The organism is Sphingobium sp. LB126 (genome assembly GCF_002795205.1).
GTDB lineage: Bacteria > Pseudomonadota > Alphaproteobacteria > Sphingomonadales > Sphingomonadaceae > Sphingobium > Sphingobium chungbukense.
The window spans coordinates 1,052,986-1,073,704 of record NZ_NETV01000001.1; the positions used below are offsets into that span (position 1 = coordinate 1,052,986).

A 20,719-nucleotide genomic window follows, 5' to 3' on the forward strand; every position below is an offset into this window, starting at 1 on the left:
CTCTTCTATACAGGCTGCGGCAAAACAGGGAGTGTCGCGAAGGTGTCATATCAAGAGGCCGAACTGGTCAACTGGACCGAGTTTGCCAAATCGCGGGGGGAACTGGGCAGCGCATTTCTGCGCATTCTCGGCTATTTCCGAGAAGATGGCGAAAAGGCCATCGGCGTGATCGAGGAAGCCTTCCGCGCACGCAGCGCCACTGCCCTGGTGACGCCCGCGCACACGCTGAAGGGCGAATCGGCCCAGTTCGGCGCCTATCGGCTGAGCGCCCTGGCGGAAAAGATCGAGATGGTCGCCCGCCGCTGCGTGGAAACCCGCGAAGAGCCCGATGAGCTGATCGAGGATGTCGTCGCCCTGCGCCCTTGCTTCACCGAAACCATGGCATTGCTCGACCGTGACGCCAATCCGCTGGTCGCTCGGCGCCCCACGGGTTTCGGCCGCCGCGTCGACGCACCGGCCCAGGGTTTCGGCCGCGCCGTCTGATCCTGAAAATCAGGTATTGAAATAAAACGGGTTATCGCCCCATATCCGGGGCATGACCCGTTTTTCCGTTTTGGACCTTGTCCCCGTCAATGAAGGCAGCACCCCCGGCGAAGCGCTGGAGCGGGCCGCAGCCTTTGCCGCCCATGCCGAAGCCCTGGGCTTCCATCGCTATTGGGTGGCGGAACATCACGGCATGGCGGGCATCGCATCGGCCGCGACTGCGGTGGTGCTGGCGCATATCGGCCGGGCGACGAGCCGCATCCGCATCGGCGCGGGCGGCATCATGCTGCCCAATCATGCGCCGCTGCTGATCGCGGAACAATTCGGCACGCTTGCGGCGCTGTTTCCCGGCCGCGTCGACCTGGGGCTGGGCCGCGCGCCCGGTTCGGACCAGCGCGTCGCCCAAGCCATGCGCCGGACGCTGACCGGCGGGCCGGACGAATTTCCCCGCGACGTCATGGAATTGCAGGCCTATTTCGCGGGCGACGCCCGCCTCGGATTTCAGGCGACACCCGGAGCGGGGGAGGATGTGCCGCTCTGGATTCTGGGTTCCAGCCTCTATGGCGCGCAACTGGCCGCCGCGCTCGGCCTGCCCTATGCCTTCGCCTCCCATTTCGCGCCCGGAGCGCTGGACGAGGCGATCGCCATCTACCGGCGCGATTTCAAGCCTTCGGCCCAGCTCAAATATCCCTATGTCATGGCGGGGTATAATGTCTTCGCTGCCGACACGGACGAGGAAGCGCGCCTGGTCGCCACCTCCATGCAGCAGGCCTTTGTCCGCCTGCGCACGGGCCAGCCGGGCAAGTTGCAACCGCCGGTTCCCGGCTATTATGAAAGCCTGCCACCGCAAGCGCAGGCGATGCTGGCCGATGCGCTGAACGCCTCCACCATCGGGACGCAAGCCGATGTCGAGCGCGACCTTGCCGCCTTCATCCGTCGCACCCAGGTCGATGAGATCATATTGGGCGGCCAGATTCATGATTTCGACGCCCGCAAACGCAGCCTGGAAATCGCCATGACCGCCGCGAAAGCAGTGTCAGGCGGCCATGAGGCGGCCGCCGCTGAGTAGCTTCGCCAGCCGCGGCGAGGCGCGGCTGAGCAGCGATCCCAGCAGGATCACGGCCACCAGCACCAGCAAAGGCTGCACCAGCAGATAGGCGGGATAGAAGGGCGAGCCGAGCTTTCCGAACAGCGCGCCCAGCACCGGCCCGCCCAGCCAGATCAAGATCAGGTGCGAGCAGAAGAGGAAGAAGGCGAACGGTTCGATCCGCAGCAGCATCCCCCGCGCCACGCTGGCAGCGAGGCTCCAGGCGAACCGCCAGAAGAAGACCGCTGCGGCGATCCGCACCGCCATGTCGAGCGTGGAAATGGCGACGCCCGGCATGCCGCTGCCGGGATGCAGCGAAACATAAAGCTGCGCGCTCATCAACAATGCGAAGGGCGCCGCCGCGACCATCCAGGGAAGCCCGGCCACCCGATCGGCCAGCCCTTCGCGGCGGGCGATGATGCCGATGACGAAGAAGAACAGGATCGACGCCCGCATCAGCACCGGCGGTCCCCAGCCCATGATCTGGCACAGCGCCGCCATGACCGCGATCGACCCCAGCAGCCAGCCGGGCAGCCGCACGAACAGGGGTGCCGCGAGCATGCACAGGAATAGGTCGCGCAGGAACGGCATCTGGACATTGATGTCGGGATTGCGGCTGACGATGAACAATTCCTGGAACATCCAGCCGGTCGACGACGGCACCGGCGCCGCCAGACCCAGCGCCCAGGCCGCGCCCGACACGAACAGGATCGCCAAACCGTTCCACAATATCATCGGCAACAATATGGTCCGGGCCTTGCGCCCGACATGCCGCACCCAGTCTTGCGTGCGCGCCGATCCGCCCACCAGCCAGCCGGAAATCAGGCCGAGCAGCGGCACCGCGCTCCGCCCGAAAATCTCCATCAGCGTCCAGCGCAGGCTTTCCTGAGGCGTGCCGCGCAGACCTTCCAGATCATGACCGCTCAGGCCCGTCCAGGCATGGACATAGACCACGCCCAATATGCAGATGACGCGGGCGATGGAAATCGCATCGGATCGGCGCGCCGCGTCGGTCGTCAGCATCTGGATCAAATGATTTTCCCGATTGTTGGCAAGTGTTTGAACGGCCAATTCCGACACAGGGTTCCTCTGGGCATCACGGCCCGAGCGATCGGCCGTTCCATCTTTATGGGGCCGGGATAAGCATATTCTTTACCAGTCCCCGGTTAAATCGGTCCGACGTGCCGGAATCCGGTCGGGACGAAAGGGGAAATAAAGGCTCATGACCCATATGCAAGGTGCTGAACATTTCGTCGGCGCGCAGGCGCACGCTTTTCAGGCACCTGCCGACGCCATGGGTATGGTTTTCCAGATCGCCGGGTCAAGCTCCCAGATCATCATCGACAGCACCCGGATCGCCGTTCTGGCCCATGATCCCGATCCCTGCATCGCCATGGCCGGACAGGTCGGCAGTCAGGTGAAGATGCGGGTCGGCCATGTCTGGCTGATCGCCAGCGTCCGGGCCATGGCGATGGACCGCCGCGACAGCAACAGCATCATCGTCGACATCGATTTTCTCGGCGAAGGTGACGAGGAAAAACTGACCGGCCGCATCTACCGCTTCCGCCGTGGCGTCACCCGCTATCCTGCTCCGGGGACGGAAGTCTATCCGGTGTCGAGCGCGGACATGCAGCAAATCTATTCGGCCGACGATCGCCCCCATGTGCAGATCGGTACCGTCTATCCGACCGCCGACACGCGTGCGGCGCTCTATGTCGATTCGATGCTGGGCAAGCATTTCGCGCTGCTGGGATCGACCGGCACCGGCAAGTCGACCAGCGCCGCGCTGATCCTCCACCGCATCTGCGACCTGTCGCCGCAGGGGCATATCGTGATGATCGATCCCCATGGCGAATATGGCGCGGCTTTCCAGACCAATGGCGCCGTGTTCGACGTCAACAACCTCGCCCTCCCTTATTGGCTGATGAATTTCGAGGAGCATTGCGAGGTGTTCGTCACTTCCGAGGGTTCGGAGCGGACGGTCGACTGCGACATCCTCGCCAAATGCCTGCTGGCGGCGCGATCGAAGAATCGGCTGGCCGAGAGCATCGGGCGACTGACGGTCGATTCGCCGGTTCCCTATCTGCTCTCCGACCTCACCAACATCCTCCAGAACGAGATGGGCAAGCTGGACAAGGGCACCGGATCGCTGCCCTATATGCGGCTGAAGACCAAGATCGACGAGATCAGGAGCGATCCGCGCTACAGCTTCATGTTCTCCGGCATGCTGGTCGCAGACACGATGCAGGAATTCATCGCCAAGATCTTCCGCCTGCCTTCGGGCGGCAAGCCGATCTCGATCATCGACGTATCCTCCATGCCGTCCGACATCACGTCGGTCGTCGTGTCGGTGCTCTCGCGGCTGGTGTTCGACTATGCCCTGTGGGCGCGCGACGAGCCGCAGCGGCCCATCCTTCTCGTCTGCGAAGAGGCGCATCGCTACATCCCCAGCAGCACCACCGGCGGCGGTCAGGCGGTACGGCGCATATTGGAGCGTATCGCCAAGGAAGGCCGTAAGTATGGCGTTTCGCTGGGGCTCATCACCCAGCGTCCGTCCGATCTGGCCGAAGGCGTGCTGTCGCAATGCGGCACGATCATCTCGATGCGCCTCAACAACGACCGCGACCAGGCCTTCGTCAAGGCGGCCATGCCCGAAGGCGCGCGTGGGTTCCTCGATTCCATCCCGGCGCTCCGCAATCGCGAAGCGATCATCTGCGGCGAAGGCGTCGCCGTGCCGATCCGCGTGGCGCTCGACAATCTGGAGGAGGAACGGCGTCCCGCTTCGGGCGATCCGAGCTTCACCGAATTGTGGCGGCAGTCCGGCGGCGAATCGGATATTCTCGACCGCACCATCACCCGTTGGCGCAGTCAGGGACGTTAACCTGCCGGAAGGCAAGCGGACCGCAACTCAGCCCGTCGGTGCAATCCGCCCGGCGGGCTCCCCTTCCGCATTGATCGCTTCGCGGCATTCCTCCTCATTGGGCGGCGCGAGCAGCTTCGCTTTCTTCCACCCGCCGCGGATATAATAAGCGAGGGCCAGCAACAGCGTCGCGCCCGATCCGATCGGGAAGCTCAGCCATAGCGCGTCCGCACCGATCGATCCGTAGCTGAGCTTGTAGAAGCCCAGCCGGACCACGAACATGGTGAAGGCCAGGATGATCAGCGGTCCCACCACGACGCCGTTCGCCCGCATCACGCCGAAGAAGATCATCGAGCAGCCGAAGAAGATGAAGCTCCAACTGGCCAGCAATTGCATGTGCCAGGCGACCGGAATGGCGGGACTGCCCGATCCCAGGAACAGCGCCAGCAAGGCTTCGTGGAACAGGAGCATCACCGCGACCATCGCCCCGGTGACGAGCAGCAGATAGCCGATGCCATAGGAGGCGATCCGCCCCACCCGGTCCCATCGCCCCGCGCCGATATTCTGCGCCGCCATGGCGCTGACCGCCGCGCCCATCGCCATGGCGGGCATCTGCAAATAGGTCCAGAGTTGCTGCGCCGCGCCATAGGCGGCGGTCGTCACCAGCCCCTCCCGGTTGACGAGGCCAATCATCACCAGCCCGGACGCCGACATGACGATCATCTGCAAACCCATGGGCAGCCCCTTGCCCACCAGCAGCCGGACCTGCTCAGCGGTGGGCAGCAGATAGGCGAGTTCCTCGCCCCGCAAGCGCAGCGGCAGGTCGTTGCGGTATATATAGACGATGACGCCGATCAGGCTGACGATGCCCGCCGCGGCGGTGGCGGTGGCCGATCCGGCTATGCCCATCTCCGGGAATGGCCCGATGCCGCGGATCAACACCGGGTTCAGCACCAGGTCGACGCCGACGCTGACGAACATGAAGATCAGCGGCGTGCGCGCATCACCCGTGCCGCGCAGCCCCATCATGATCATGACGCTAAGCAGCGTGGCAGGCATGGCGATGAAGATCACGCGCAGATAGACGAGTGCAGGATCGAAGGCTTCGGCGGGCGTCGCCAGCAGGCGCAGCAGGGCGGGCGCGCCCAGCCATCCCGCCAGCGCGACGACCAACGCCAATATCGTGCAGAAACCCACCGCCGAGCCGAAGGCCCGCCGCGCCGAGGCGATGTCCCGCGCACCGAAGGATTGGGCGATGACCACCGTCGCCGCCATGCCGAACCCGAAGACGATGGAGAACATGAGGAACATGATGATGTTCGCATTAGCCGTCGCCGCCAGCGCCCGCTCGCCCAGGAAGCGGCCGACCCAGATCGCGTTGATCGATCCGTTCAGCGATTGCAGCACGTTGGAGCCGAGCGTCGGCAGCGCGAACAGCAGCAGGGCCGGGCCGATCGGCCCCCGCGTCAAATCCCGTCCCTTTGCCCCTCCGTCCATCGTCCCTCTTCTTATGTCCTGTCGTCGATGGACGGAAGGCCGATCAGGCCAAGCGCTCCAGCGCAGCCTTCAATCTTTCGGCTTCGGCAGCCTTTTCAGCATGGTCCTCCCGTGCCTTGGCGACGGCTTCGGCTTTGGCCTTTTCGACGAAGCTGGGATTGGAAAGACGCCCGGAGAGCGAGTCCCGTTCCTTCTCCGCGCTGGCAAGCGCCTTGGCGAGGCGCGCCTTTTCTGCGGCGATGTCGATCACCCCTTCCAACGGCAGGATGAAGGTGGCTTCGTCGACAACGATCTGCGCCGCGCCGCCTTCAACCTTGTCGCCGAAAGACAGGCTCTCGACGCGGCCGAGCCGCGCCAGCGCCGTACCCTGACGATCAACGCGACGGCGGGTTGCCTCAGACGAGTCATGGACGACAACGCCCAGCTTCGCGCCCGGCGGGACGTTGAGTTCCGTGCGCGCCGTGCGCATCGCGCTGATCAGGCGGATCAGCCAGTCGATCTCGGCCTGCGCCTCACGGTCCACGGCATACAGAGCCTGCGGCCAGCGGGCGACGATAAGCTGCGTCTCGCGCGTACCGGTCAGGCTCCACAACTCTTCGGTGATGAAGGGCATGAAGGGGTGGAGCATCACCAATATCTGGTCGAACGCCCAGCCCGCGACGGCCTTCGTCTCCTCATCCATCGAACCCTTGGTGAGTTCGATATACCAGTCGCAAAACTGGTCCCAGACGAAATGGTAGATGGCGTTCGCCGCCGCGTCGAAACGCAGTTCGGCCATGGCGGTGTCGATCGCCTGCACGGTCGCGACCGTCTCGGCGACGATCCAGCGGTTGACCGGGGCGTCGGCATGGGGCGCCTCATGGCTGGTCGAGGCGGTGACGCCGTTGGATTGCAGGAAACGCGCCGCGTTCCACAGCTTGGTCGCGAAGTTGCGATAACCCTCGACGCGCTTCTCATCCATCTTCACGTCGCGGCCCTGGCTTTCCATGGCCGCCATGAAGAAGCGCAGCGCGTCCGCGCCGAACCTGTCGATCAGGCCCAGCGGATCGACGACATTGCCCTTGGACTTGGACATTTTCTGCCCGTCGGCGGCGCGCACCAGCCCGTGCAGGTAGAGTTTGCGCCACGGCACCTTTTGCTGCGGGTCGCTCCGCTCCGGGCCCATGAACTCCATCCCCATCATCGCCATGCGCGCATCCCAGAAGAACAGGATGTCGAAGCCGGAAATCAGCATGTCGTTGGGATAATGGCGCTTGAGCGTCTCCGTCTCTTCCGGCCAGCCCAGCGTGCCGAAGGGCCACAGCGCAGAGGAGAACCAGGTGTCGAGCACGTCGGGATCGCGGATGAGCTTCTTGTTGCCTGCGAGAGCCTGCGCCTCCCCTTCGCTCTCCGCGACATAGGGATTGCCGTCCTCGTCATACCAGGCCGGGATCTGATGTCCCCACCAGAGCTGGCGGGAGACGCACCAGGGCTGGATATTCTCCATCCAGTTGAAGAAGGTCTTTTCCCAGCTCTTGGGGACGATCTCGATCCGTCCGTCGCGCACCGCCTGCATGGGGGCAACCGCCAGCTTCTCCGCATCGACATACCATTGATCGGTCAGCCACGGCTCGATCACCACGCCCGAACGATCGCCGAAGGGGGTCTGGATCGTGCGCGGCTCGGCGTCGGAGAGGACTTCCTCGCCGTCCTTGGACTTGGTGACATGCGGCACCAGCAGACCCAGCGCCTTCATCTCCGCCACCACCAGCTCGCGCGCGCCGTCCACGCCGTCGCGGCGGAAACGGTGCAGCCCAAGGAAGCGATCCGGGATCAGACCGTCCGCGGTCTGCACCACATTCGCGTCGGCATCGAACATGTTGAGCATGTCGGCGGGTTTGAAGCCCGCCCGCTTGCCGACCTCGAAATCGTTGAAGTCATGGCCCGGCGTGATCTTGACCGCGCCCGACCCCAGTTCCGGATCGGCATGTTCATCCGCCACCACCTTGAACCGGCGGCCGGTAATGGGCTGGAGAATATCCTTGCCGATCACATCCTTGTAGCGCGGGTCCTCCGGATTCACGGCGACCGCCATGTCGGCCAACATGGTTTCCGGGCGCGTGGTGGCGACGACGATATGGTCCGCGCCGTTGGCCAGCTTCACGCCATCCGCCAGCGGATAGCGGAAGTGCCAAAAGCCGCCCTTCACTTCCTTCGTCTCCACCTCCAGATCGGAAATGGCGGACCGGAAATGCGGGTCCCAGTTCACCAGCCGCTTGTCGCGATAGAGCAGGCCGCGCTGGTGCAGTTCCACGAACGTCTTGATGACAGCCTTCGAAAAGCCCTCATCCATGGTGAAGCGCTCATTGGCCCAGTCCATCGAACAACCCAGACGACGAAGCTGGCGCGTGATCGCGCCGCCGCTTTCGGCCTTCCATTCCCAGACCTTGGCGACGAAATCGTCGCGGCTGAAGTCGGTACGCTTCTGGCCCTGCGCGTTCAATTGCCGCTCGACCACCATCTGCGTGGCGATACCCGCGTGGTCGGTGCCCACCACCCACAGCGCATCCTTGCCGCGCAACCGCTCGTAGCGGATCACGATATCCTGCAACGTATTGTCGAGCGCATGGCCGATATGCAGGCTGCCCGTCACGTTCGGCGGCGGATTGACGATGGTGAAGGGTTCCGCGTCCGGCCGTTCCGGGCGGAACAGACCCTTTTCCTCCCAATGGGCGTACCAGCGGGATTCGATTTCTGCGGGGTCGAAGGTCTTGGGCAATTCGGTCATGAGAAGGCGCCTTAGAGCATCGCGCGAAAAAGTGGGAACCGGTTTTTCGCTCCAAAAGGTGCGACCGTCAAAAAATCGGCCGCCTTCTCACGCCAATCCGCTTTACTTGCCGGTCCACTTGTCCAGCCAGCCCAGCGCCTCATCATACCATTGCAGCGAGTTGCGCGGCTTCAAGACCCAGTGATTCTCGTCCGGGAATACCAGCAGCTTCGACGGCACTCCCCGCCGCTGCAACGCAGTGAAGGCCGCCAGCCCCTGGGTGTAGGGGATGCGGAAGTCCTTTTCGCCGGTCACCACCAGCATCGGCGTCTTCCAGCTCGTCACATGGTTGACCGGGTTCCATTTCTCATATTGCCCGGCCTGTTCATGATAAGGCCCGCCATGTTCCCATTCGTCGAACCATAGCTCTTCGGTCTCATAGGCCATGGCGCGGGCGTCGAACACGCCGTCATGCTGGACCAGGCATTTGAACCCGTCGGGCCAGTTACCCGCGATCCAGTTCATCATATAGCCGCCATAGCTGGCGCCCAGCGCGCAGGCATTGCCCGCATCGACCTGCGCGTCCTTCGCCGCGGCCGCCGCGAGGCCGAGCTTCAGGTCCTCCAGCGGCTTGCCGCCCCAATCCTGGTTGATGCTGTCGACAAAGGCCTGGCCATAGCCGGTCGACCCGTGGAAATCGACGATCACCGCCGCATAGCCATGGCTCGCGAATGCCTTGGGATTCCAGCGATAGGACCAGCTGTCGTTGAAGCTGCCCTGCGGCCCGCCATGGACCAGGAAAGCCACCGGCAGCTTGCCCACCGCGCCTTTGGGCTTCACGATCTGGCCCCAGACGGTATCGCCATTGGCGCCCCTGAAGCTGTAGCGCTGGACCGACACATCATCGATTCCGGCCAGTTTCTCCGCATTGACGCTGGTAAGGCGCGCCGGCTTGACACCATTGCCCTTGCCGCCCGGCATTTTCCAGAAATCGGCGGGCGACTGTATGCTGTCGAGCGTATAGACGAAACCGCCCCTGGGCAGCGGCACGACGCTGCCCGCATGGCCCGCCTGCGTCAGCCGCACGACCTTGCCCGAAGCCGCGTCCACCCGGAACACCGGATGATCCAGCACATCATCGGCGGTCACGAGGATGCCCTTGCCATCCGCCTCCCAAACAATGGAGGCCACCGAACGGTCCCAGGCGTCGGTCAGCGCCTTCGTCTCGCCCGTCGCCAGGTTGCGCAGCATCAGCACCAGCCGGTCGCTCTCATAACCGGGCCGCTTCATCGCCGCATAAGCGAGCCATTTCCCATCCGGTGACACGGCGGGCATGGTGTCGGTCGCATCATTGGCATCGGTCAGGTTCACGGGCGCAGCGCTGGCGTCCGCCGGGACCGCGAAAATATCAAGATTGGTCGAGAGCGATTCGATCCGCCCCGCCTCGCGCAGCGCAAAGAACAGCGTCTTGCCGTCCTGACTCCACGCCATTTCCTCCGCCCCGCCAAAGGGTTTGGACGGGCTATCCCCGACCAGCGCTCCCATCACCGACACAGCCTTGCCGCTCCCGGCGCCACCGTCCAGCGGCATGACGAAGATTTGCGAGCGCTGTCCATCCGCCCATGTGTCCCAATGGCGCACGAACAATTGCTCATAGACGCGCCCGGTCCCCGCGCCGGGCGGGGGCGCCGACTTCGCATCGTCGAGCGTCTTCGCGCCGACCGGCCGGTCCGCCCACAAGGCGACCCGATCGCCCGCCGGGCTCAGCAGGAAACCCGAAATCCCGCCCGGCGCCTGCGTGACCTGCTCGGTCTGACCGCCCGTGACGGCCACCCGCCAAAGCTGATCGTCGCCGCTCTGGTTGGAGAGATAGTAAAGCGACTTGCCGTCTGTCGAAAAGACCGGCGCGCTTTCATTCTTGTCCGCGGCCGAGGCGATCATATGCGGAACCGCGCCCGCCTTGCTCAGGTCCAGCAGATAGAGATCCGTCCGCCCCTTGTTCCCGGCGAGATCGGTCGTGCGCAACTGATAGGCGAGCCACTGCCCGTTGGGCGAAACCGCGGGCGCCGACACGCGATACAGGCCGACCATATCGGCGGGCGTGAACGGCCGGGCAACGGCCGGTGCGGCAGCCAACGCCGCCTGGGCCAGAGCCAGCGCGCTCAGCCCCCTGTACAGAAGATCTTTCATGGAATGACACCCTCGGATCGGATCGCGCCGCGCCTTTTCAGAAGCGGCGACAGCTATGCGGGAGGGTGTAAGCGGCGCCTTGCCGACGCGCAAGGATCAATCACCGACGCGTAATAAAGAAACAAAGGCCGACTTTGCGATCATCCGGACGGCACAGCAAGCGATCGGGAAGGATGAGCCGTTCCCCCGCTTCCCATCCGTTCATGCGGCTATCTCAGCGGCCGGTGATCCGGGCGATTTCCTTCGCCACCATGTCCTCGACCATCTGCGGCAGCCGGGTGTCCAACCATTCCTTCAACATGGGCTTCAACAGCGAGCGGACCAGGCCGTCCAGCGTATTGTCCTCGCCATCCTTGGGCGCCACCAGCATCGACGACAGGGCCGACAGAGAATGACGCGCGGCCACCTCACTCTCGACCGATAGGATGGATGCGTCCGCTTCTTCAACGACGGGACGCGGCGCACGGGACGTTCGATGGGCAGGCATGGGTTCCTCCACAGCAACCGCGTCGGTCAATTCCAGCACTTCGTCGATCGCAGCTTCCGGCGCCGATTCCTCGGCAGCCTCCGGCGCGACGGGACTCCGTGGCGGCGCCTTGGGCGCGGCCTCGCCTCTTACCCGGCGCGGCAGCGTCTGTACGACCTCCTCGCCCTCTTCCGCGATGATCCGCTTGATGGACGAGAGAATGTCCTCCATCGAGGGTTCCTTGCTCATGTCGCCCATGGTCAACCCCTATTCCATTCCCCGTAACGCCATACCACCAAAGGAACGCTCTTGGGGTTAAAATTGCGTTAAGGCTGCGCCAAACCGGGGTCCACATTGGCATTTTGCGCCGGCGAGTCAACGGTCCGCGTCGCCTGCACCCGGGGTGGAGCATCGAAATCCCAGTCGAACCATTTGCCCTTCACCCGGTCATAATTGACCATCGGGTCGTAGAGCGTGCCCGCTTCGAGGCTAAGGTCGTCCGCCTCCGCATGCCCCATGGCGGCGAGCAGGGTGAAGCCCGCAACATAGGCATTACGCCGCGCCGTCACCAGTTGGACCTTGGCATTCACCGCTTCCTGCTCGGCATTCAATATGTCGAGGATGGTGCGGCTACCGACCGAATTTTCCGCCCGCACTCCCTCCAGCGAGAGGTTCGCGGCATCGACCGCCTTCTGGTTCGACTGGATGCTCTCCAGCGACGCCTGCCAGCTCGCATAGGCGGATCGGGCCTGCGCGATCACCGAGCGTTCGACCTCGATCTCCTTCTCCATCGCCTGCGACTCGAGCGCCTGGTTGCGCCGCACCTGCGCCGCCGGACGGCCGCCCTGATAGAAGGGAATGTTGAGCTGGACCCCGGCGGCCGCCTGCTTGTTGATCTGGGACCCTGTGGCGCTGCTGGTCAACGTGTCGAGATAATTGGTGTAACCGGCCTGGGTGAAGGCGGACACCGTCGGCAGCACCGTGCCCTTGGCCGCGCGCACGTCATATTCCTGCGCCTCCCGCAGCTTTTTCGCGGCGAGAATGTCAGGATTGTCCTTGAGCGCCACCTGCACGGCCGTGTCAGCGGAGGCGGGCAGGCCCGGCAGGGGCGGCGGCGGTTCCAGATTTTCCGGCACCTCGCCCACCAAAGCGATGTAATTTTCGCGGGCGGTGATGAGATTGGATTCGGCGCCTTGCAGATCGGACCGCGCGAGCGCGAGACGCGACTCGGACTGCGCGACGTCGGTGCGGGTCACATCGCCCACCTCGAAACGATCGCTCGTCGCCTGGAGATTGACCTCCAGCGCCCGGACATTGGCCTGGTTGAGCGCAACCACCGCGCTGTTGCGGATGACGTCCATATAGGCGGCGACGACCTGCGAAAAGATGCTGGCCTCCGTGCCGCGCAGATCGGCCTGTCCGGCCGCCACCCGCGTCTTGGCCGCCTTGATGCCGTTGCGCACGCTCCCGCCCGTATAGAGCGGCACGCTCAATTGCGCGTTCGCGCTCACCGTCCGCTGCGGCGAGGTGAAGCTGATCGTCGGCTTCAAGATGCTTTCGGAATAGTTGGCCGTCGCGTCCAGCGCAGGGCGCCCGGCCGCCTTCTGGATCGGGACATTTTCATCCACCGCCCGCTGGCCCGCCCGCGCGCCGGTCAGGACCGGGTTCGAGCGATAGGCCTTGGCCAGCGCGCCCTGCAGCGTTTCCGCCTGAACCGCCCCGGCCATGGCTGAGGAGACGAGGAGCAAAACCGATACGGCGTAACGCCGAACAACCTGATGCCTTGCCGTCATGTCGCCCCCAAGCTGTTCCTTCAGAACACAAATCGTTCCGGCGCGGCAAAGCCCGGAAGCACAACCATTTCCAAATCGGCGAGGCTGGCAAGCCCCAGCGCGCCGGCCACGACGCGGCCGCTGCACAGGCGCGTGACGCCACGTTCGACGATTCCCGTCGACACACGCGCGCCGTCGGCAAGCTGCTCAACGAGTGCGGCGGGAACTTCCTCCACCGCGCCTTCGATGAGCAGCACGTCATAAGGCGCACCGGCAGGGGCGCCCGCGTTCAGCGCGCCGCGCACCACGGTCACACCGGGCACGGCGATTTCCGGCCCGCCTTCTTCCTCGACCGCCGTCACCTGCGCGCCCATCGACGCCAGCAGCGCCGCGCTGTAGCCGGTGGCCCCGCCGATCAGCAGCACCTTGTCCCCCCGCGCGATCTGCGCTTCCTTGAGCAGGCGGCCCGTCACCAGCGGCGGATTGAGCGAGCGGCCGCTGGAGAGCGGGATCGGACGGTCGACATAGGTCATCGCACGACGCTCTGCCGGCACGAAATCCTCACGCGCGACATGCGCCATCGCGGCGATCACGCGCTGATCGTCCACATCGCTCGTGCGAAGCTGGCTTTCGACCATGGCGGTCCGCATCGATGAAAAATTCTGCTCGGTCACGACAATTCCCCGATTGGCACAACTGTATTATGAAAGCAATACAGCAAGGACATAATCGGACCTCTAAATCAGCGGACAGGCCACGCCAAGCGGCTTTGCGTGCGCCATCGCCAGAATCTTGCCCGACAATATCACAGCGCTGCTTGACTTTGCATCAAAAGCCGCACATTTGCGGCCACCCACGCCGAGGCCCGATGGCGGAGTGGTGACGCAGCGGACTGCAAATCCGTATACGCCGGTTCGATTCCGGCTCGGGCCTCCATAGTTTCGGCGATCAAGCGATCAGGCGCCACCCCACCACCACCAGCACTGCCGCCAGCAAGGGCTGGAGCACGCGGTCCGACGTGCGGGTGGCCAGCAGCGATCCGATCACGATACCGGGCAGCGATCCGGCCAGCAGGTTGACCAGCAGCGTGGGATTGACATTGCCGATCCACAAATGGCCCAGGCCCGCCACCAACGTCAGCGGCACGGCATGGACGATGTCGGTCGCCACCAGCCGGTGCATCCGCATGCGCAACGGATAGAGCGCCAGCAGCAGGGTCGCCCCGATCGCGCCCGCACCGACGGAGGTGAGCGTCACCATCGCACCCAGCAGCGCGCCCGCCAGCACGGTCAGCGCCGGTTGCCAGCGGGTGAAGCGGTCAGCCGTACCGACCCTGCGGGCCAGCGCCCAGGCGTGGAAACGCCCGCGCAGCAGCGTCGCGACCGCCGTCGCGATCAATACGATACCCAGTGCCCCTGTGATGACCCCGGTCTTGATCTGCCCCACATGCATTTGGGACAGGACCGTCAGCATGATCAGCGAGGCGGGAATGCTGCCGATCATCAGGCGCTTGATGACCTCATAATCCGGCCCGCCTTCGGGACCGCCATGATGGTGGTGCACCGCGCCGCCAACGGCCTTGGTAATGGACGCGAACCAGAGGTCGGTGCCGACCGCCGTCGTCGGCGCGACGCCGAACAGCAGGATCAAGATCGGCGCCATCAGCGACCCGCCCCCCACTCCGGTCATGCCGACCATCAGGCCGACGAACAAACCGGCGACCGCGTGCAACCAATCCATATTCCGCCCCGAATTCTCTATGATTAATTTGGTAGACATCTAGGGCTCAAAGGCCTCGCCAGCCAGCCCCCTTTTGGATTGGAAATTTATCGCCGCGGAAACAATTGCTGTTCGGGCGGAAGACGTGACGACGGCGATCCTCTCGACTTCCCTTCCCTCCCGCGTCTAAGACAGACGCATGATGAAGCTGTTCATTGGCAACAAGGCCTATTCGAGCTGGTCGCTGCGCGGCTGGCTGGCGTGCAAGCTTTCCGGACTGCCGTTCGAGGAAGTCGTGGTCCCGCTCTATGACGAAGCGTGGGAGAAGCGGCGTGAGGGCGACGAGTTCGCGCCCTCCTCAGGCAAGGTGCCGATTCTGTGGGATGGCGACGACATCGTCGTGTGGGACAGCCTGGCCATCGTCGAATATCTGAACGAGAAATCGGGCGGCGACATGTTCTGGCCCGCCGATACCGCCGCGCGCGCCATGGCCCGGTCGATGGCGGCGGAAATGCATTCGAGCTTTGCGGCGCTGCGGCGCGAGCACAGCATGAACATCCGCCAGATCTATGCGCCGGTTCCCCCGTCCGAAGCGGTGGCGCAGGACATCGGCCGCATCATGCAGATCTGGGCGGAGGCCCGCGCCCGTCATGGCGGCCAGGGAGAGTTCCTGTTCGGGGAGTTCGGCGCGGCGGACGTGATGTTCGCGCCGGTCGTGACCCGCTTCATCACCTATCAACTGCCCGTGGCCCGCTTTGCCGAGGCCTATATGCGCGCGGTCATCAACCATCCCTGGATGCAGGAGTGGATCGGCGGCGCCCAGGCCGAAGAATGGGTCATCGACAAGTTCGAGGCGCCACCGCAACCGGAGTGAGGTGGGTTTTGGCTAGGACCGGACATAAGCCCTTCACGCCCCGGGTTTGGTCCCGGACGGTGGGAAGGGCTGGAATCCACCCCGATCGGCCACGAAAAAGGGGCCGGCAGCACATCGCCCCGGCCCCTTTTCTACCACTGTCGTGCCGGATCAGCCGACGATTTCGTCAGCCTTGAAGAAATAGGCGATCTCGATCGCGGCATTTTCCTCGCTGTCCGAACCGTGGACCGAATTGGCTTCGATCGATTCGGCATAGTCCTTGCGGATGGTGCCCTCATCGGCATTGGCCGGGTTGGTGGCGCCCATGATGTCGCGGTTGCGCTTCACGGCATCTTCGCCTTCCAGCACCTGCACGACCACCGGGCCGGAGATCATGAAGGCGACGAGATCGGCGAAGAAGGGGCGTTCCTTGTGAACGGCGTAGAAGCCCTCGGCCTGCTCGCGGCTCATGCGGATGCGCTTGGAAGCGACGACCCGCAGGCCCGCTTCCTCCAGCTTCTTGGTCACGGCGCCCGTCAGGTTGCGACGGGTCGCGTCGGGCTTGATGATCGAAAAAGTGCGGGTCACGGCCATGAGGCTCAAAAGCTCCGAATTATGTGGGATAAGATGGCGCGCCCTTTAGACCGGGCCGAAAGCTATCGCAAGAGGGACTGGATTCACGGTCGCGCTAGGGACCTTGCACCCATTTTCGGCCTTCCTGCCGCCAGAATCGAGGCGTCACACCCTCGCGCTTGGCGAGATCGCGCCAGCTTGCGCGTGCCCCCTCGACGGTTTCCGCGTCGAAGAAATAGAAGACCCGCTCGAAACCCAGCGCTTCCTCTCGCCAGAGGCCGTCCACCAATGCGACATGCCGTGCCCCATTAGCGGCAGCACAGTCCATCGCCAGCAGCACCGGCTGTACCGACTCGGCGCCTTCGCCCGCCCGGCCATGCGCCAAGAAGCTCTCCGGCGGCCCCGCCCAGAGGCCTGCGGAAATCCGCTCCAGCCGATCGGGCTCCTGCGCCACCACCAGCAGCCGCGCGCCCATATCCAGGATGCGGCCGGCAATCGCGGGCAACACCTGTTCCACTGGATCGCGGCTGAGCTGGTAGAAATCGACCTGCATTATTGCTCGAACTTGTCCGCGACATAGCGGTCGAGCAGCCGCACGCCATAGCCGGTCGCGCCCTTGTCCCACGTCGCGCCGGGCTTGTCGGCCCAAACCATGCCGGCAATGTCGAGATGCGCCCATTTGACGCCATCATCGACGAAGCGCTTGATGAACTGCGCCGCCGTGATCGACCCGCCATAGCGCGGCCCGATATTCTTCATGTCGGCGATCGGACTGTCGATCAGCTTATTATAGGCATCGCCCAGCGGGAAGCGCCACAGCGGGTCGCCCGCCGCCTTGCCCGCCGCGATCAGATCGTCGGCGAGGCCGTCGTCATTGGAAAAGATGCCCGCATATTCATTGCCGAGCGAAATGACCATCGCCCCGGTCAGGGTCGCGAGGTCAATGACAACCTCCGGCGCGTAGGTCTTCTGCGCCCAGGTGATGACGTCGCACAGCACCAGACGCCCTTCGGCATCGGTGTTCAGCACCTCGATCGTCTGCCCGGACATGGAGGTGACGATGTCGCCCGGACGCTGCGCATTGCCGTCGGGCATATTCTCGACCAGGCCGCAAATGCCGACGACGCGGACCTTCGCCTTGCGGCCGGCCAGCGCCTTGATCGCACCTGCGACGGCGCCCGCGCCGCCCATGTCCCACTTCATGTCTTCCATGCCCGCGCCGGGCTTCAACGAGATGCCGCCCGTGTCGAAGGTCACGCCCTTGCCGACGAAGACCAGCGGCTTTTCGGTCGCGCCGCCAATCCCCGCCGAAGCCGTTCCGTCCCATTCCATCGCCAGCAGCCTGGGCTCGCGCACCGAACCCTGCGCCACCCCCAGGAGCGACCCCATGCCGAGTTCCGTCATCGCCGCCTTGTCGAGCACGGTGATCTTGACGCCCAGCTCGGCCAGATGCTGGCAGCGCTCGACGAAGCTTTCGGGATAAAGGATATTCGCCGGCTCCGACACCAGCTCGCGGGTGAAGGCCACGCCCGCCGCCACGGCCGCCTTGCGTTCCCAGGCCGCACCTGCGTCCGCCGAAACCAGCGTGATCTTCGCCAGGGTGGGCTTCGCCTTTTCCGCCTGTCGCGTGCGATAGGTATCGATCCTCCAGCCGCGCAAGGACGCGCCGAAGGCCAGCGCCGCCGCCTTGTCGCCGCTCGCGCCGCCGAAAAACTCGACCGCCGCATGGACGGCACCGCTGGTCGACAGGCGCGCCGTCAGAGCGCTGCCCGCGCGCTCATAATCGCCGTCGCTGCCCGCGCCGGTGCCGACCAGCACCACGCGGAGCACCTTGCCGCCTTCATCCACGAAACTCTCGAAGCTCGATCCCGCTTCGCCCGTGAAGCGTGCCGCCACGGCACCCGCCGCCAGCACCGGCGCGGCACTCAACGGCAGGGCGTCGAAACCGCCCTTGGGCACGGCGAACACCAGCGTATCGGCTTCGGGACGGACGGGGCTGAAAGCGATTTCCATCAAGGGTCCTTTATTTCCTGCAAGACTTTATATCTGTATCCCTTCAGATAGTGCGGGTTCGGTCGTCTGGCAAAGCCGTTCGACCGATTTTCCGGCAAAAGACTGGCCTTGAAAGATTGCGGCGCGCGCAAAGCAGTGCGATAGGCGGGAAACAAAGCGCCCCCGAAGAGGCCCCACCCTTTGCAGATTTCCCCTTTCCCCTTGCGTTTCAAACAGGCCCTGGCCGCGGGCGTCGCCTTTTCGTGTCTGGGCGTCGTCCCGCACGCAACGGCGCAGCAGCTTCAGGAACCGCAGACGACCGTCAGCGCCCCCGATGCCCCGGTGCCCGAAAGCGACGAGCAGATCGGCTTTGCCGCCGATGCGCTGGAATATGACAACAACAGCGAGGTCGTGACCGCCAGCGGCAATGTGCAATTGCTGCGGGAGGGCAACCGGCTGCGCGCCGACAAGGTCGTGTGGAACCGCAATACGGGAAAGGTCGAGGCGACCGGCAATGTTTCCGTCACCGACCCGGAAGGCAATATCGCCTATGGCGACCGGTTCGACGTCACCGACAGCCTTCAGGACGGCATGGTGCAGAACATGCTGCTGGTGCTGCAATCGGGCGGGCGCCTCGCCGCGGCCAATGGCGAGCGGGTGAAGGGCGTCTACACGCTGCACAAGGCCGCCTATACCGGCTGCGTGGTCGAGGACCATGATGGCTGCCCGAAGGAGCCGACCTGGCAGATCAAGGCGGTGAAGGTCGTCTACGACCCGGTGAAGGCCCGCGTCAAATATACCAATGCCAGTGTCGAGCTGTTCGGCCTGCCGCTGATCCCGCTGCCCGGCTTTTCCCATCCGGTGGGCGACAATGGCGGCAGCGGCCTGCTGGTGCCGAACCTGCGCTATGACCGGAACAACGGGTTCGAGGTCGCCCTGCCCTATTATCTGAAGCTGGCGCCCAATCGCGACCTCACCATCACGCCGCATGTCTACACCGGCACGCTACCGATGCTGGAAACCAATTACCGGCATTTGTGGGATCGCGGCGCCTACCAGATCACGGGCTACGCCACCTATGGCAGCCGCCTTGCCACCAGCGGCGCCGCATCCACCATCCCCGCAAACTCGCAGAAGGATTTTCGCGGCTATCTGGACGCCAGCGGCGCGCTGCAACTGACACCCGAATGGCGCATCGGCGGATCGATTCGCGCCACGACCGACCGGACCTTCCTGCGCCGCTACGACATCAGCAATGACGACCGGCTGCGCTCAACCCTCAATGCGCAACGGATCGGCGAGAGGAGCTATTTCTCCATTGCCGGCTGGGCGGTTCAGACGCTCCGCTCCGGCGATTCGCAGGGACAGCAGCCGATCGCGCTGCCCGTCATCGATTACCGCCTGCGCATGAAGGACCCATGGCTGGGCGGCATGGCCCAGTTCCAGCTCAACAGCCTCGCCATCACCCGCACCCATGGCGAGGATACGCAGCGCGCCTTCGCCGCCTTCGAATGGAACCTGCGCAAGCTGACCGGCATGGGGCAGGAACTGACCTTCACCACCTATTTGCGTGGCGACATCTATCACAGCAGCGACAATCTGCTGAGCAGCGTGGCGAGCTATGCCGGCGATCCGGGCTGGAAGGCGCGCGGCATCGCGGCGGCGGCGGTCGACATGCGCTGGCCCTTCATGGGAGAAGCCTTTGGCGGCGTGCAGCGCATCGCCCCGCGCGTCCAGATCGTCGCGGCGCCCAAGATCGCCAACCTTTCCGTCCCCAATGAGGACGCCCGCGCGATCGATCTGGAGGATAGCAACCTCTTCGCGCTCAACCGCTTTTCCGGCTACGACCGGTTCGAGGATTCGACCCGCGTCACCTATGGCCTGGAATATAGCCTGTCCTTGCCGAACTTCTCGCTGGAGACCGTGGTGGGGCAGAGCTATCGCCTCAACAGCCGCGAGAGCATCCTGCCCGACGGGACCGGCCTGGCGGATCGCCTGTCCGACATCGTCGGGCGCACCACCATCCGCTACAAGGATTTCATCAGCTTCACCCACCGTTTCCGCGTGGACAAGGACAAGCTGGCCGTCCGCCGCAATGAAATCGACGCGACCATCGGCAGCAAGAAGACCTACGCGATGGTCGGTTATCTGAGGCTCAACCGCGATGCCAACCTCAATCTGGAGGATTTGCAGGACCGTGAGGAACTGCGCCTGGGAGGCCGAATCCAGTTCGCGCGTTTCTGGTCGGTGTTCGGCTCGACCGTCATCGACCTCACCGATGCGAAGGAAGATCCGCTGAGCATGGCGGACGGCTATGAACCCGTACGCCATCGCCTCGGCATCGCCTATGAAGATGACTGCCTGACGCTCGGCCTCACCTGGCGGCGCGACTATCAGGTGCTGGGTGACGCACGAAAGGGCAACAGCTTCCAGCTTCGGCTGGCTTTTCGCAATATTGGCATATAAGGATCAGCCTTCCCG

General features: G+C 64.4%; 16 protein-coding genes and 1 tRNA gene. 6 read left to right on the forward strand and 11 right to left on the reverse strand.

Features of this window, described 5'->3' with window-relative positions:
• Positions 1 to 42 precede the first annotated feature (42 nt).
• Entirely contained in the window at positions 43 to 483 is a 441-nt protein-coding gene (locus tag CAF53_RS05115; protein ID WP_046766138.1) for an Hpt domain-containing protein, read from the forward strand.
• A 52-nt stretch (positions 484 to 535) separates the two neighbouring features.
• A complete protein-coding gene (locus CAF53_RS05120) occupies positions 536 to 1,552 on the forward strand; it encodes an LLM class flavin-dependent oxidoreductase (RefSeq protein WP_100237493.1) in 1,017 nt (338 codons plus the stop codon).
• Here the strand turns inward: CAF53_RS05120 and CAF53_RS05125 are convergent.
• A complete protein-coding gene (locus CAF53_RS05125) occupies positions 1,520 to 2,593 on the reverse strand; it encodes an acyltransferase (RefSeq protein ID WP_197707439.1) in 1,074 nt (357 codons plus the stop codon). The genes CAF53_RS05120 and CAF53_RS05125 overlap by 33 nt on opposite strands.
• A 199-nt stretch (positions 2,594 to 2,792) precedes the next feature.
• On the opposite strand from CAF53_RS05125, the gene CAF53_RS05130 reads away from it, so the two are divergent.
• The gene (locus tag CAF53_RS05130; RefSeq protein ID WP_100237494.1) at positions 2,793 to 4,451 is read left to right on the forward strand and encodes an ATP-binding protein; all 1,659 of its coding nucleotides are present in this window, start codon (positions 2,793 to 2,795) and stop codon (positions 4,449 to 4,451) included.
• Between the two features lie 27 nt (positions 4,452 to 4,478).
• On the opposite strand, the gene CAF53_RS05135 is transcribed toward CAF53_RS05130, so the two are convergent.
• From CAF53_RS05135 to CAF53_RS05160, 6 genes are all read right to left on the reverse strand, one after another.
• Positions 4,479 to 5,927 (reverse strand): MATE family efflux transporter, encoded by a 1,449-nt coding sequence (locus CAF53_RS05135; RefSeq protein ID WP_100237495.1) that lies wholly within the window; start codon positions 5,925 to 5,927, stop codon positions 4,479 to 4,481.
• 43 nt (positions 5,928 to 5,970) lie between these two features.
• Positions 5,971 to 8,694, reverse strand: a complete 2,724-nt coding sequence (locus tag CAF53_RS05140; protein WP_100237496.1) for a valine--tRNA ligase — start codon at positions 8,692 to 8,694, stop codon at positions 5,971 to 5,973.
• 102 nt (positions 8,695 to 8,796) lie between these two features.
• Positions 8,797 to 10,863 (reverse strand): S9 family peptidase, encoded by a 2,067-nt coding sequence (locus CAF53_RS05145; RefSeq protein ID WP_100237497.1) that lies wholly within the window; start codon positions 10,861 to 10,863, stop codon positions 8,797 to 8,799.
• Positions 10,864 to 11,077: 214 nt separating this feature from the next.
• Positions 11,078 to 11,587: a DUF2497 domain-containing protein gene (locus CAF53_RS05150; protein ID WP_100237498.1), complete on the reverse strand. Its 510-nt coding sequence runs from the start codon at positions 11,585 to 11,587 to the stop codon at positions 11,078 to 11,080.
• Positions 11,588 to 11,655: 68 nt separating this feature from the next.
• The gene (locus tag CAF53_RS05155; RefSeq protein ID WP_100237499.1) at positions 11,656 to 13,122 is read right to left on the reverse strand and encodes a TolC family outer membrane protein; all 1,467 of its coding nucleotides are present in this window, start codon (positions 13,120 to 13,122) and stop codon (positions 11,656 to 11,658) included.
• Between the two features lie 20 nt (positions 13,123 to 13,142).
• Positions 13,143 to 13,775, reverse strand: coding sequence for a protein-L-isoaspartate O-methyltransferase (locus CAF53_RS05160; RefSeq protein WP_046766145.1), 633 nt, complete (start codon positions 13,773 to 13,775; stop codon positions 13,143 to 13,145).
• A gap of 188 nt (positions 13,776 to 13,963) precedes the next feature.
• On the opposite strand from CAF53_RS05160, the gene CAF53_RS05165 reads away from it, so the two are divergent.
• Positions 13,964 to 14,037: transfer RNA gene (locus CAF53_RS05165), tRNA-Cys, on the forward strand.
• A 12-nt stretch (positions 14,038 to 14,049) separates the two neighbouring features.
• Here the strand turns inward: CAF53_RS05165 and CAF53_RS05170 are convergent.
• Positions 14,050 to 14,841, reverse strand: coding sequence for a sulfite exporter TauE/SafE family protein (locus CAF53_RS05170; RefSeq protein WP_100237500.1), 792 nt, complete (start codon positions 14,839 to 14,841; stop codon positions 14,050 to 14,052).
• A gap of 178 nt (positions 14,842 to 15,019) precedes the next feature.
• On the opposite strand from CAF53_RS05170, the gene CAF53_RS05175 reads away from it, so the two are divergent.
• A complete protein-coding gene (locus tag CAF53_RS05175; RefSeq protein ID WP_197707368.1) occupies positions 15,020 to 15,694 on the forward strand; it encodes a glutathione S-transferase family protein in 675 nt (224 codons plus the stop codon).
• Between the two features lie 150 nt (positions 15,695 to 15,844).
• Here the strand turns inward: CAF53_RS05175 and ndk are convergent, their stop codons facing one another.
• From ndk to CAF53_RS05190, 3 genes are all read right to left on the reverse strand, one after another.
• Positions 15,845 to 16,267 carry a nucleoside-diphosphate kinase gene (gene ndk / locus CAF53_RS05180; RefSeq protein WP_046766171.1) on the reverse strand — a complete coding sequence of 141 codons (423 nt, stop codon included), beginning with the start codon at positions 16,265 to 16,267 and terminating at the stop codon, positions 15,845 to 15,847.
• A gap of 94 nt (positions 16,268 to 16,361) precedes the next feature.
• A complete protein-coding gene (locus CAF53_RS05185) occupies positions 16,362 to 16,799 on the reverse strand; it encodes a DNA polymerase III subunit chi (RefSeq protein WP_046766172.1) in 438 nt (145 codons plus the stop codon).
• Positions 16,799 to 18,259 (reverse strand): leucyl aminopeptidase, encoded by a 1,461-nt coding sequence (locus CAF53_RS05190; RefSeq protein WP_100237501.1) that lies wholly within the window; start codon positions 18,257 to 18,259, stop codon positions 16,799 to 16,801. Before CAF53_RS05190 ends, CAF53_RS05185 begins: the two co-directional genes overlap by 1 nt.
• A gap of 180 nt (positions 18,260 to 18,439) precedes the next feature.
• On the opposite strand from CAF53_RS05190, the gene lptD reads away from it, so the two are divergent.
• Positions 18,440 to 20,704, forward strand: coding sequence for an LPS assembly protein LptD (lptD, locus tag CAF53_RS05195; RefSeq protein WP_100237502.1), 2,265 nt, complete (start codon positions 18,440 to 18,442; stop codon positions 20,702 to 20,704).
• The last annotated feature ends 15 nt before the right edge of the window (positions 20,705 to 20,719 follow it).